At 53.2% G+C, this 12,358-nt stretch carries 11 protein-coding genes and 1 riboswitch; of the genes, 8 read left to right on the top strand and 3 right to left on the bottom strand.

Annotated features, from left to right (window positions below; translation table 11 throughout):
- Nucleotides 1-2: 2 nt before the first annotated feature.
- The 3 genes from argB (at nt 3) to argH (ending at nt 3,479) form a co-directional block, all read left to right on the top strand.
- On the top strand, nt 3-779 hold the full coding sequence (gene argB, locus NG42_RS17945; RefSeq protein ID WP_052901680.1) for an acetylglutamate kinase: 777 nt from the start codon (nt 3-5) through the stop codon (nt 777-779).
- A gap of 29 nt (nt 780-808) precedes the next feature.
- On the top strand, nt 809-2,023 hold the full coding sequence (locus tag NG42_RS17940) for an argininosuccinate synthase (protein WP_052901678.1): 1,215 nt from the start codon (nt 809-811) through the stop codon (nt 2,021-2,023).
- An 82-nt stretch (nt 2,024-2,105) separates the two neighbouring features.
- On the top strand, nt 2,106-3,479 hold the full coding sequence (gene argH, locus NG42_RS17935; RefSeq protein ID WP_052901676.1) for an argininosuccinate lyase: 1,374 nt from the start codon (nt 2,106-2,108) through the stop codon (nt 3,477-3,479).
- Between the two features lie 46 nt (nt 3,480-3,525).
- Here the strand turns inward: argH and NG42_RS17930 are convergent, their stop codons facing one another.
- Nucleotides 3,526-4,260 (bottom strand): redoxin family protein, encoded by a 735-nt coding sequence (locus NG42_RS17930; protein WP_052901674.1) that lies wholly within the window; start codon nt 4,258-4,260, stop codon nt 3,526-3,528.
- A gap of 137 nt (nt 4,261-4,397) precedes the next feature.
- On the opposite strand from NG42_RS17930, the gene oxyR reads away from it, so the two are divergent.
- On the top strand, nt 4,398-5,315 hold the full coding sequence (gene oxyR, locus NG42_RS17925; RefSeq protein ID WP_052901672.1) for a DNA-binding transcriptional regulator OxyR: 918 nt from the start codon (nt 4,398-4,400) through the stop codon (nt 5,313-5,315).
- Here oxyR and sthA read toward each other — a convergent pair.
- On the bottom strand, nt 5,298-6,698 hold the full coding sequence (gene sthA, locus NG42_RS17920) for a Si-specific NAD(P)(+) transhydrogenase (RefSeq protein WP_052901670.1): 1,401 nt from the start codon (nt 6,696-6,698) through the stop codon (nt 5,298-5,300). The two genes, oxyR and sthA, sit on opposite strands and share 18 nt — an antisense overlap.
- Nucleotides 6,699-6,892: 194 nt before the next feature.
- Here sthA and fabR point away from each other — a divergent pair, with 194 nt between their 5' ends.
- Both fabR and NG42_RS17910 read left to right on the top strand, forming a co-directional pair.
- Nucleotides 6,893-7,534, top strand: coding sequence for an HTH-type transcriptional repressor FabR (gene fabR, locus NG42_RS17915; RefSeq protein ID WP_052901668.1), 642 nt, complete (start codon nt 6,893-6,895; stop codon nt 7,532-7,534).
- Between the two features lie 22 nt (nt 7,535-7,556).
- Nucleotides 7,557-7,907, top strand: a complete 351-nt coding sequence (locus NG42_RS17910; RefSeq protein WP_052901825.1) for a YijD family membrane protein — start codon at nt 7,557-7,559, stop codon at nt 7,905-7,907.
- Nucleotides 7,908-7,944: 37 nt separating this feature from the next.
- Here the strand turns inward: NG42_RS17910 and trmA are convergent, their stop codons facing one another.
- On the bottom strand, nt 7,945-9,045 hold the full coding sequence (gene trmA, locus NG42_RS17905; RefSeq protein ID WP_052901666.1) for a tRNA (uridine(54)-C5)-methyltransferase TrmA: 1,101 nt from the start codon (nt 9,043-9,045) through the stop codon (nt 7,945-7,947).
- A gap of 123 nt (nt 9,046-9,168) precedes the next feature.
- A riboswitch (cobalamin riboswitch) is annotated at nt 9,169-9,353 on the top strand.
- A 72-nt stretch (nt 9,354-9,425) separates the two neighbouring features.
- Here trmA and btuB point away from each other — a divergent pair.
- Nucleotides 9,426-11,309: a TonB-dependent vitamin B12 receptor BtuB gene (btuB, locus tag NG42_RS17900; protein WP_052901664.1), complete on the top strand. Its 1,884-nt coding sequence runs from the start codon at nt 9,426-9,428 to the stop codon at nt 11,307-11,309.
- Entirely contained in the window at nt 11,254-12,105 is an 852-nt protein-coding gene (gene murI / locus NG42_RS17895) for a glutamate racemase (RefSeq protein WP_072133232.1), read from the top strand. The genes btuB and murI overlap by 56 nt, the downstream gene beginning before the upstream one ends.
- The last annotated feature ends 253 nt before the right edge of the window (nt 12,106-12,358 follow it).

The raw sequence follows: 12,358 nt of genomic DNA, 5'->3' as shown, positions 1-12,358 counted from the left end.
TCATGACGAATCCATTAATTATTAAACTGGGCGGCGTGTTACTGGACAGCGAAGAAGCGCTGGCACGGCTGTTTGACGCACTGGTGACTTACCGTGAATCTTATCAGCGTCCGCTGCTGATCGTGCATGGCGGTGGCTGTCTGGTGGATGAACTGATGAAGAAACTGGCGCTGCCGGTTGAGAAGAAAAACGGCCTGCGTGTGACGCCTGCCGATCAGATCGACATCATCACTGGTGCGCTGGCGGGAACCGCCAATAAAACGCTGCTGGCGTGGGCGAAGAAATATGCTATCAATGCTGTGGGTCTGTGCCTCGGCGACGGCAATAGCGTTAACGTGACGCAACTCGATGAATCATTGGGCCATGTGGGTAATGCTACGCCGGGATCGCCAGCGTTAATCAATACGCTACTGGCCGCTAATTTCCTGCCGGTGGTGAGCTCAATTGGTATCACTGCCGCAGGCGAACTGATGAACGTTAATGCTGACCAGGCGGCGACTGCGCTGGCTGCTACGCTCGGTGCTGACCTGATTCTGCTCTCTGACGTCAGCGGTATTCTGGATGGCAAAGGTCAGCGCATCGAAGAGATGACCGCCAGCAAAGCCGAACAGCTGATTGCACAGGGCATTATTACCGATGGCATGATTGTTAAAGTTAACGCCGCGCTCGATGCCGCCCGTACGCTGGGTCGTCCGGTCGATATCGCCAGCTGGCGTAACGCGGAACAGTTGCCAACATTATTTAACGGTGTGTCCATTGGCACCCGGATTCTCGCATAACGAAACGCTTTATATTCAAGGATTAAAAGATGCAAAACCAAGGCATTAAAAAAATCGTTCTGGCTTACTCCGGCGGTCTGGATACCTCGGCGATCATTCCATGGCTGAAAGAGAACTACGGTGACTGCGAAGTGGTCGCATTTGTTGCTGATATCGGTCAGGAGCGTGGCGATCTGGAAGGCGTTGAGCAGAAAGCATTGCAGTCCGGTGCGTCTGAGTGCCACGTGGTCGATCTGCGTGAAGAGTTTATCCGTGATTACGTTTACCCGGTGCTACAGACCGGTGCACTGTACGAAGGCACTTATCTGCTGGGCACCTCAATGGCGCGTCCAATTATTGCCAAAGCACAGGTTGAACTGGCACTGAAAGTGGGCGCAGATGCGCTGTGTCACGGTGCGACCGGTAAAGGTAACGACCAGGTGCGTTTCGAAACCACCTACACCGCGCTGGCACCCCAGCTGAAAGTGGTTGCACCATGGCGTGAGTGGAACCTGCGGTCCCGTGAAGCCCTGCTGGATTACCTGAAAGAGCGCAATATCCCGACCACCGCGTCGCTGGAAAAAATCTACAGCCGTGATGAAAACGCCTGGCACATCTCTACCGAAGGCGGCGTGCTGGAAAGCCCGTGGAATGCGCCAAACAAAGATTGCTGGGTATGGACTGTCGATCCGCTGGAAGCCCCGGACCAGCCTGAGCAGGTCACCATTAAAGTTGAAAAAGGGTGCGTGGTCGCGGTAAACGGCGAAGCGCTTAGCCCGTTCCAGTGTCTGGAAAAACTGAATGTGATCGGTGCTAAACACGGCGTGGGTCGTATCGATATCGTCGAAAACCGTCTGGTGGGTATCAAATCCCGCGGTTGCTACGAAACCCCTGGCGGCACCATTATGGTTAACGCCCTGCGCGCAGTAGAGCAGCTGGTTCTGGATCGCGATAGCTTCAAATGGCGTGAGCAGCTGGGTCTGGAAATGTCTTACGTGGTTTATGATGGTCGCTGGTTCGCGCCACTGCGTAAATCACTGCAGGCTTCGGCTGAAGCGCTGGCGGAAGAAGTGAACGGTGAAGTGGTGCTGCAACTGTACAAAGGCCAGGTGACGGCGATTCAGAAAAAATCGCCGAACAGCCTGTACTCTGAAGAGTTTGCCACCTTTGGCGAAGACGAAGTGTATGACCATCGTCACGCTGGCGGCTTTATCCGTCTGTTCTCGCTCTCTTCACGTATTCGTGCACTGAACGAAAAGAAATAATTCGTACCCAGTAGGGCGGCGTTCCCGCCGCCCGTCTTAATGGCAACACCTATTCATTTTTTTGATTAAACGGAGCAATAACATGGCACTTTGGGGTGGACGGTTTACTCAGGCAGCAGATCAACGTTTCAAGCTTTTCAACGACTCGCTGCGCTTTGACTATCGTCTGGCAGAACAGGATATCGTCGGTTCCGTCGCCTGGTCCAAAGCGCTGGTAACGGTTAACGTGCTGACCGAGGACGAACAGCAGCAGTTAGAACAGGCATTAACCGTGTTGCTGGAAGAAGTGCGTGCGAATCCGCAGCAGATTCTGGAAAGCGATGCCGAAGATATTCACAGCTGGGTGGAAGGGCGTTTGATCGACAAAGTCGGCGCGCTGGGTAAGAAACTCCACACTGGCCGTAGCCGTAACGATCAGGTCGCGACCGACCTGAAACTGTGGTGTAAAACCGAGGTAAACGAGCTGCTGAGCGCCACGCGTCAGTTGCAGCAAGCGCTGGTTGCCACTGCCGAGGCCAACCAGGATGCCGTGATGCCGGGCTATACCCATCTGCAACGCGCGCAGCCGGTGACCTTTGCGCACTGGTGCCTGGCGTATGTCGAGATGCTGGCGCGTGATGAAAGCCGCCTGCAGGATACCCTGAAGCGCCTTGATGTCAGCCCGCTGGGTTGTGGTGCGCTGGCGGGTACCGCCTACGAAATCGATCGTGAGCAGCTGGCAGGCTGGTTAGGCTTTGCCTCAGCAACCCGTAACAGCCTGGATACCGTTTCCGATCGCGACCACGTGTTAGAGCTGCTGTCCAATGCCTCAATCGGCATGGTGCATCTGTCGCGTTTCGCCGAAGATCTGATTTTCTTTAATACCGGTGAAGCGGGCTTTGTTGAGCTGTCCGACCGGGTGACTTCCGGCTCTTCACTGATGCCGCAGAAGAAAAACCCGGATGCGCTGGAGCTGATTCGCGGTAAATGTGGCCGCGTACAGGGCGCACTGACCGGCATGATGATGACGCTGAAAGGCCTGCCGCTGGCTTATAACAAAGATATGCAGGAAGACAAAGAAGGGCTGTTTGACGCGCTCGACACCTGGTCCGACTGTCTGCATATGGCGGCACTGGTGCTGGATGGTATTCAGGTGAAGCGTCCACGTTGCCAGGAAGCGGCGGAGCAGGGTTATGCCAATGCCACCGAACTGGCGGATTATCTGGTTTCCAAAGGCGTGCCATTCCGTGAAGCGCACCATATTGTTGGTGAAGCGGTGGTGGAAGCGATTAATCAGGGTGTGGCGCTGGAAGCACTGAAGCTGGCGGATTTGCAGAAATTTAGCAGCGTGATTGGTGATGACGTCTATCCGTTCCTGGCGCTGCAATCCTGTCTCGACCAGCGTAATGCCAAAGGTGGCGTATCACCGCACCAGGTCGCACTGGCGATTACTGAAGCGAAGCAACGTTTAGCTTAACGGTTTGATTTTGCAGGGACGGCGTTTTCGCCGCCCCTGCAAGATATTACGCAGTCGCGAAGAACTGTTCCAGATCGTCGCTACCACCAATGTGGCGACCACCAATAAACACCTGCGGTACTGTCGCGCGACCGGTTACGGCACGCAGACTGACGGTGGTGGCATCTTGTCCCAGTACAATCTCTTCATACTGAATACCCCGATCCAGCAGCATCTGTTTTGCTTTGGTGCAGAACGGACAGCCCGGTTTAGTGAACAACGACACTGACTCCTGCACTTTAAATTCTGGTGCCAGGTAGCGCAGCATAGTATCCGCATCGGAAACTTCAAATGGGTCGCCCGGCTTGTTTGGCTCGACAAACATCTTCTCTACCACGCCGTTACGCACCAGCATGGAATAGCGCCATGAGCGCGGGCCAAATCCGAGGTCAGCTTTCTCAACCAGCATCTCCATGCCACGGGTAAAGTCACCGTTGCCATCAGGAATAAAGGTGATGTTGTCAGCATGCTGATCGGCTTTCCACGCGTTCATTACGAAGGTGTCATTCACCGAAACGCACAGGATGCTGTCGACGCCATGCTGAGCAAACACGCTGGCCAGCTCGTTGTAGCGTGGCAGGTGGCTCGACGAACAGGTCGGCGTAAAAGCACCTGGCAGTGAAAACACAATCACCGTTTTATCTTTAAACAGCTCATCAGTTGTAATGTCGACCCAGCGATCGCTCTGACGGGTATGAAAAGTGACCTGAGGGATGGACTTACCTTCCTGACTTGCAAACATAAAGTACCTCGCGGTTAAGATGAATGAATTCGGCCATTGCCTGAATGCTGAACATTATTACTATATCCGCTTGATAGGGATAATCGTTGATTGCTATCCTATCTATCGCCACGGACTATCGTGGCTCGGAGGATAAAATGAATATTCGTGATCTTGAATATCTGGTGGCGTTAGCCGAGCACCGTCATTTTCGACGTGCTGCCGATTCCTGCCATGTCAGTCAGCCAACGCTGAGTGGCCAGATTCGTAAACTGGAAGATGAATTAGGCGTCATGCTGCTGGAGCGAACCAGCCGTAAAGTTCTTTTCACACAGGCGGGTTTGCTGCTGGTGGATCAGGCGCGCACCGTGCTGCGTGAAGTGAAAGTGCTGAAAGAGATGGCGAGCCAGCAGGGCGAAGCGATGTCCGGGCCACTGCATATCGGCCTGATCCCGACCGTCGGGCCGTATTTGCTGCCGCAAATTGTGCCGATGCTGCACCAGACCTTTCCCAAGCTGGAGATGTATCTGCACGAAGCGCAGACCCAGCAACTGCTGGCGCAGCTCGACAGCGGTAAGCTGGACTGCGCAATCCTCGCGCTGGTCAAAGAGAGTGAGGCCTTTATTGAGGTGCCGTTGTTCGACGAGCCAATGAAACTGGCGATCTATGCCGATCATCCATGGCACGACCGCGATCGTGTGCCGATGTCCGATCTGGCGGGTGAAAAGCTACTGATGCTGGAAGATGGCCACTGCCTGCGCGATCAGGCGATGGGCTTCTGTTTCCAGGCGGGTGCCGACGAAGATACGCATTTCCGTGCCACCAGTTTAGAGACGCTGCGCAATATGGTGGCGGCGGGCAGCGGGATTACGCTGTTACCTTCACTGGCGGTACCGAAAGAGCGCGTGCGTGATGGCGTCTGCTATCTGCCGTGCTACAAACCGGAGCCGCAGCGCACCATTGCGCTGGTCTATCGCCCTGGCTCGCCACTGCGCAGCCGTTATGAACAGCTGGCAGAGGCGATTCGCACCCATATGCAGGGTGTGATGGGCAGTAACTTAAAACAGGCGGTTTAAGCCATTTAGTGCAGCTACCCGATAGGCTTCCGCCATCGTCGGATAGTTAAAGGTGGTATTCACGAAGTATTCAATCGTGTTGCCACCATTTTTTTGCTCCATAATCGCCTGGCCGATATGAATAATCTCGGCGGCGCGCTCCCCAAAGCAGTGAATTCCCAGAATCTCTTTGGTTTCGCGATGGAACAGAATTTTCAGGCTGCCGACGTGCATACCCACAATCTGCGCACGCGCCAGATGTTTGAACTGCGCACGACCCACTTCATAAGGCACTTTCATCGCCGTCAGTTGCTGTTCGGTTTTACCGACAGAACTGATTTCCGGAATGGTGTAGATCCCGGTCGGGATATCCTCAATCAGATGCGCTGACGCTTCGCCTTTAATGATTGCTTGTGCCGCAATGCGCCCTTGATCGTAGGCCGCCGAGGCAAGGCTTGGATAACCGATCACGTCACCTACCGCGTAAATATGCGGCTGGGCGGTCTGATACATACTGTTGACCTTCAGCAGCCCGCGGCTGTCGGCTTCCAGACCGACATTCTCCAGCGACAGCGAGTCGGTATTCCCGGTACGGCCGTTGGCATACAGCAGGCAGTCGGCTTTGACTTTCTTGCCGGATTTCAGATGAACAATGACGCCATCCTGCACGCCTTCTACTTTCTCGAACTCTTCGTTGTGACGAATCACCACGCCGCTGTTCCAGAAGTGGTAAGAGAGCGAGTCGGACATCTCCTGATCGAGAAAGGCCAGCAGGCGATCGCGGGTGTTGATCAGATCGACTTTCACATTCAGCCCACGGAAGATCGACGCGTATTCACAGCCGATCACCCCGGCACCGTAAATAATCACATGGCCCGGTTCGTGATGCAGGTTGAGGATCGAGTCGGAGTCATAGATGCGCGGATGGGTAAAGTCGACGTCTGCCGGATGATACGGGCGTGAGCCACAGGCAATCACAAACTTCTCTGCGGTCAGGCGATCGGTAGTGCCGTCGGGGAAGACGATTTCAACGGTGTTGGCGTCAATAAAGCGGGCGTCACCCTGAAACAGCTCGCAATGGTTGCGCTCATAGAAACCCTGACGCATGCGGGTTTGCTGGCTGATAACGTTTTCGGTGTGGTTAAGAATGTCAGCAAATGAGGAGCGAAGCAGGCGGCTGTGGTCACTGTAAAGCGGGTTTTGATTGAATTCGATAATACGGCTTACAGCGTGACGGAGCGCTTTCGACGGGATGGTTCCCCAATGGGTACAGCCACCGCCGATATTGTGGTAACGCTCGATGACGGCGATACGCGCGCCCTGTTTAACCAGGCCCATCGCGGCACCCTCGCCACCAGGACCTGAGCCAATGACTATGGCATCGTAATCGTAAGACTGTTGCATACCAGTACGTCCTATATTTTATCTACATTTTTACAACGAGATTCTAACATCTCATCGCAGACATCCCAATTGTATCAGCGATTTTTGCCGCGATTTGACAAAGCGTGAGGTTAACAAGCGTTGACAAAGTTGATAGGACTGTACGCTGAAAAGTTTGCTATAGTTCCGCTTCGGTAGGTCAAACAGGCACAACCATGGGCGTCAGAGCACAACAAAAAGAACGTACACGACGTTCGCTCATTGAAGCGGCATTCAGTCAGCTGAGTGCCGAAAGAAGTTTCGCCAGCCTGAGCCTGCGTGAAGTTGCGCGTGAAGCGGGAATCGCGCCAACATCATTTTACCGTCACTTTCGTGATGTAGATGAGTTAGGGTTGACCATGGTCGATGAGAGCGGTCTGATGCTGCGTCAGTTGATGCGTCAGGCACGTCAGCGTATTGCCAAAGGCGGCAGCGTCATTCGCACTTCGGTCTCCACCTTTATGGAATTTATCGGCAATAATCCCAACGCCTTTCGCCTGTTGTTACGCGAACGTTCGGGAACGTCTGCCGCCTTTCGTGCCGCGGTAGCACGGGAAATACAGCATTTTATCGCCGAACTGGCGGATTATCTTGAGCTGGAAAACCGTATGCCGCGCAGTTTTACTGAAGCACAGGCCGAGGCAATGGTGATTATTGTCTTTAACGCCGGTGCGGAGGCGCTGGATATCGATGTCGCGCAGCGCCGTCAGCTCGAAGAGCGGCTGGTGTTACAGTTGCGCATGATTTCGAAAGGGGCTTATTACTGGTATCGCCGTGAGCAAGAGAGGTTGGCGGTAACGTTAGCATCAAATGATTAAGCTGGTTGATAAGGATAATGACATGACTGAACCGACCCACCGGGATAAAGGAACTTTAGTTTTAGCGTTTATTACTGGCCTGTCGATAAACGGTTCCTTCTCGGTGCTTTTTAGCGCCATTGTGCCGTTCTCTATCTTTCCGCTGATTGCGCTGGGCCTTGCCGCCTGGTGTCTGCATCAGCGTTATCTCAACCGGGCGATGCCTGAAGGTATGCCGTCGCTGGCTGCCGCATTTTTCCTGCTGGGCATTCTGCTGTATAGCGCGATTGTGCGTGCGGAATATCCCGATATTGGATCGAATTTTGTGCCGACCATTCTGATGGTGGCGTTGATCTTCTGGATTGGGCTGCGCATCAAAGCAGGCAGAAAATAACAGATGAAAACGGCGAACTGAGTTCGCCGTTTCTGTTTTAGCGGCGGGTCAGCAGCACACCGCATTCCATATGATGGGTATACGGGAACTGGTCAAACAGAGCCAGACGCGTTACGTCATGGGTTTGCGACAGCGTTTGCAGGTTAGCGGACAGTGTCTCCGGGTTGCAGGAGATATACAGAATCTGCGGATATGCCTGCACCATTTTTACCGTTTCATCATCTAGGCCGCTGCGTGGCGGGTCAACAAAGATGGTTTCACAGTGATAACTGGTTAAGTCGATGCCCTGTAAGCGATTGAACTGACGTGTGCCGTTCATCGCCTGGGTAAACTCTTCCGCCGACATGCGAATAATCTGCACATTATCGATCTGGTTCACCGCAATATTGTACTGCGCTGAAGCGACTGACGGTTTGGCGATTTCGGTTGCCAGCACGCGGCGGAAATTACGCGCCAGCGCCAACGAGAAGTTGCCGTTACCGCAATACAGTTCCAGCAGATCGCCCTGCGAACCCTCAGTGACGTCCAGCGCCCACTCCAGCATCTGAATATTCATCGCCGCATTCGGCTGGGTGAAACTGTTTTCCACCTGACGATAAACCAGTTCACGACCAGCGACCGGCAGACGTTCGTCAACGAAATCCTGATCGAGACAGATTTTAGTTTTGGTCGCGCGGCCAATCAGATGAAGATCAAAGCCCTGCGCACGTAACGCATCACGCAGCGCTGCTGCTGCCTGTTGCCACTCATCATCCAGTTTACGGTGATACAGCAGTGACACCACCACCTGGTTGCTCATGGTCGACAGATAATCAATCTGGAACAGCTTGCGGCGTAATACGCGATTGTCGCGGATCGCTTCAATCAACAGTGGCATCAGACGGTTAATCAGTTCGCTGGCCGCCGGGAAGCTGTCGACGCGAATACGCTCACGCGTCTGCTGATCAAACATAATGTGATAGATATCGTCGCCGTCGTGCCAGAGGCGAAACTCTGCACGCATCCGGTAATGACTTACCGGCGAACGAAATACCTCAACTTCAGGCGCAGCAAAGGGTGACATCATCCCCTGTAAACGGGTGACTTTCTCCGCCAGCTGGGCGTCATAGTTTTCGATTGGCAATTGTTCGGGCGTCATGAGAATTCCTGATTGAGTGGCAGACTTGCCGGGCGATTGTAGGGATTCGATCGTCGATGTCCAGTGTTGTCGCGAAAACGGTTATTTTAGCAGCCTGGAAGTCTGGATTTCTATTTTTCTAAATCGTAGTATGCGATTTCCGGCCTTCTGATAAGTTAAAAGGGAATCCAGTGCAAATCTGGAGCTGACGCGCAGCGGTAAGGATAGTCGTGGCGATTGCCCGTGCAGACACTGTCTATATATAGATGGGAAGTCTTCGCCAGTTAACGACGCCAAGCCCGAAGACCTGCCGGGGTACGTCGCAATTTGTACGATCATCGCGTGCTATCGGTCGTATGCCTGCGGCATCCTGCTACATCTGTTTGGATGCTTTACTTCAAATGATTAAAACAAAAACGTCGCTGCTGGCTTTTAGCGCCACGGCAATTTCACTCTGGGCGCAAAACGGCTTTGCGCAGCAAAATGATGATGCGCTGGTGGTTACCGCTAACCGTTTTGCTCAGCCAATCTCTACGGTGCTGGCACCGACGACCGTCGTGACCAAAGAACAGATCGATCGCTGGCAATCAAAAAGCGTCTCCGATGTGATGCGTCGCTTACCGGGTGTTGATATCGGACAAAATGGTGGCATGGGGCAGAAGAGCTCGCTGTTTATTCGCGGGACTAACTCCAGCCATGTACTGGTGTTAATCGACGGTATCCGTCTTAACCAGGCGGGCATTAGCGGTTCTTCCGATCTTAGCCAGATTCCGGTCTCTTTAGTACAGCGTATTGAATACGTGCGCGGTGCGCGTTCTGCCGCTTATGGTTCGGATGCGATTGGCGGTGTGGTTAACATTATTACTGGCCGCGATAAGCCGGGTACCACCCTGACGGCGGGTCTCGGTTCTAATGGTTATCAGGCTTATGATGTGTCGACTCAGCAACAGCTGGGCGAGAACACCTTGCTGACGATGGCGGGCAACTACACCTATACCAAAGGGTATGATGTCGAAGCGGGTTTCCCGGATGTCTACGGTACGCCCGCGCAGCCTGATCGTGACGGCTTTATGAGTAAAACCCTGTACGGCATGGTTGAACATCAGTTCGACGATCGGTTCAGTGGTTTCTTCCGTGGTTACGGCTTTGATAACCGCACCGCTTACGATGGGACCTATGCTTACGATGCTGGCTTTAATATCATTGGCCTGCCGGATACCCGTCAGCTCTACAGCCAGACCTGGGATACCGGTTTACGCTTCCATGAAGGCATTTACGCTACCCAGTTGATTGCCAGCTACAGCCATACCCAGGATTATAACTACGATCCTGCTAAAGGCCGTTACGACGCCTCCGCCACGCTGGATGACGTGCAACAGTATAATTTGCAGTGGGGCAATACTGTTGCGGTAGCCAACGGCACACTGAGTGCGGGTGTCGACTGGCAAAAACAGACTTCTGAACCTGGCAGCGGTTCTGTGCAGGCAGGGCAGGAGCAACGTAATACCGGAGTCTATGCCACCACGCAGCAGAAATTCGGCAGTGTGACGCTGGAAGGAGCGGTGCGCGGGGACGATAACAATGAATTTGGCTGGCATAACACCTGGCAAACTGCCGCGGCATGGGAATTTGTTGATGGCTACCGCATCTTCGCTTCTTATGGCACCGCCTTTAAAGCGCCAAACCTCAATCAGGTATACAGCGAACGCTATGGCAACCGTGACCTCGACCCAGAAAAAAGTAAGCAGTGGGAAGGTGGCTTTGAAGGCTTAACCGGCCCGGTTAACTGGCGTGTGTCAGGCTATCGCAATGATATAGACGATTTGATCGGTAGCGACCCGTTAACCTATCGCTCCTATAATATAGATAAAGCGAGGATTAAAGGCGTTGAAGCCACGGCGTCCTTTGAGACTGGCCCGCTTAGCCATCAAATTTCATATGACTATGTTGACCCACGTGATGCCACTACCAATGAAGTGTTGCTGCGTCGTGCGAAACAGCAGGTGAAGTATCAGCTTGACTGGACGGTCTACAACGTTGACTGGTCCGTCAGCTATCAATACCTCGGCGAGCGCCACGATAAAGATTTCAACTCTTCTTATACTACCCAGAATGTAAAACTGGGCGGTGTAAGTTTATGGGATCTCGCGGTTTCGTATCCGGTCACATCTCAGCTCACCGTTCGTGGTAGAATTGCCAACCTGTTCGATAAAGATTACGAGACAGCGTATGGCTATCAAACCCCAGGACGGGAATACTTCGTCAACGGCAGCTACAACTTCTGATTTAAGACCCACCGTGCTGGTATTTGACTCCGGCGTCGGTGGGCTTTCCGTCTATGATGAGATGCGGCAATTGCTGCCGGATCTCCATTATCTCTATGCTTTCGATAACGTCGCTTTTCCTTATGGTGAGAAGAGTGAAGAGTTTATCGTTGAGCGCGTGGTAGAGATTGTGACGGCAATTACCCAACTAACTCCTCTGGCACTGGTGGTTATTGCCTGTAACTCGGCCAGTACCGTCACCTTACCTGCTTTACGTGCGCGTTTTGATTTTCCGGTTGTCGGCGTTGTGCCGGCGATAAAGCCTGCGGCACGCTTAACCCGTAACGGTATTGTCGGTTTACTGGCGACGCGTGGAACGGTACGCCGTCCTTATACTCATGAGCTGGTGGCGCGATTTGCCAGTGAATGTAAAACCGAAATGCTCGGTTCCGCAGAACTGGTGGAGTTGGCCGAGGCCAAACTGCACGGTAAGCCAGTCGCATTAGAAGAGATCAAACGTATTCTGCAGCCGTGGCTGCGAATGGCGGAGCCGCCGGATACGGTGGTACTGGGCTGTACCCACTTCCCTCTGTTAAGTGAAGAGTTACAGCAAGTGTTGCCGGAAGGGACGCGTTTAGTCGATTCAGGTGCCGCTATTGCACGGCGTACCGCCTGGTTACTGGAACATGAGTCCCCAGTTGCGCTGTCGGCGGCAGGTAATACGGCTTATTGCATGGCTTTTACCGAAGAAACTGCGCAATTAATGCCCGTTTTACAGCGTTATGGCTTTGGAAAGCTCGAAAAACTGGCGGTTTGAGCAAAAAAGAGACACTCGGAAATTATTTTGCATTTAGCGCTTGTCACCTGTCAGAAACTCCCTATAATGCGCCTCCACTGACACGGAACAACGACTCAACGGTCGCCGGGTCAGAAAGAGAAAAGTAAAAAAATATTTGACTCTTCAAGAGGAAAGCGTAATATACGTGACCTCGCAACAGCAAGACAAACTGCTGATTGCACTGCTCTTTAACAATTTATCAGACAATCTGTGTGGGCACTCGCAGGGTTGA

The sequence above is a fragment of the Winslowiella iniecta genome, assembly GCF_001267535.1.
Taxonomy (GTDB): Bacteria; Pseudomonadota; Gammaproteobacteria; order Enterobacterales; family Enterobacteriaceae; genus Erwinia; species Erwinia iniecta.
The sequence above is the reverse complement of the archived record's forward strand: the minus strand, read 5'-3'. Positions and strand labels throughout refer to the sequence as shown.

Bases quoted from the DNA above. Each gene is read 5' to 3' on its own strand.
- argB (WP_052901680.1), top strand. From the start codon at position 3: ATGACGAATCCATTAATTATTAAACTGGGCGGCGTGTTACTGGACAGC.
- NG42_RS17940 (WP_052901678.1), top strand. From the start codon at position 809: ATGCAAAACCAAGGCATTAAAAAAATCGTTCTGGCTTACTCCGGCGGT.
- argH (WP_052901676.1), top strand. From the start codon at position 2,106: ATGGCACTTTGGGGTGGACGGTTTACTCAGGCAGCAGATCAACGTTTC.
- NG42_RS17930 (WP_052901674.1), bottom strand. From the start codon at position 4,260: ATGTTTGCAAGTCAGGAAGGTAAGTCCATCCCTCAGGTCACTTTTCAT.
- oxyR (WP_052901672.1), top strand. From the start codon at position 4,398: ATGAATATTCGTGATCTTGAATATCTGGTGGCGTTAGCCGAGCACCGT.
- sthA (WP_052901670.1), bottom strand. From the start codon at position 6,698: ATGCAACAGTCTTACGATTACGATGCCATAGTCATTGGCTCAGGTCCT.
- fabR (WP_052901668.1), top strand. From the start codon at position 6,893: ATGGGCGTCAGAGCACAACAAAAAGAACGTACACGACGTTCGCTCATT.
- NG42_RS17910 (WP_052901825.1), top strand. From the start codon at position 7,557: ATGACTGAACCGACCCACCGGGATAAAGGAACTTTAGTTTTAGCGTTT.
- trmA (WP_052901666.1), bottom strand. From the start codon at position 9,045: ATGACGCCCGAACAATTGCCAATCGAAAACTATGACGCCCAGCTGGCG.
- btuB (WP_052901664.1), top strand. From the start codon at position 9,426: ATGATTAAAACAAAAACGTCGCTGCTGGCTTTTAGCGCCACGGCAATT.
- murI (WP_072133232.1), top strand. From the start codon at position 11,254: ATGGCTATCAAACCCCAGGACGGGAATACTTCGTCAACGGCAGCTACA.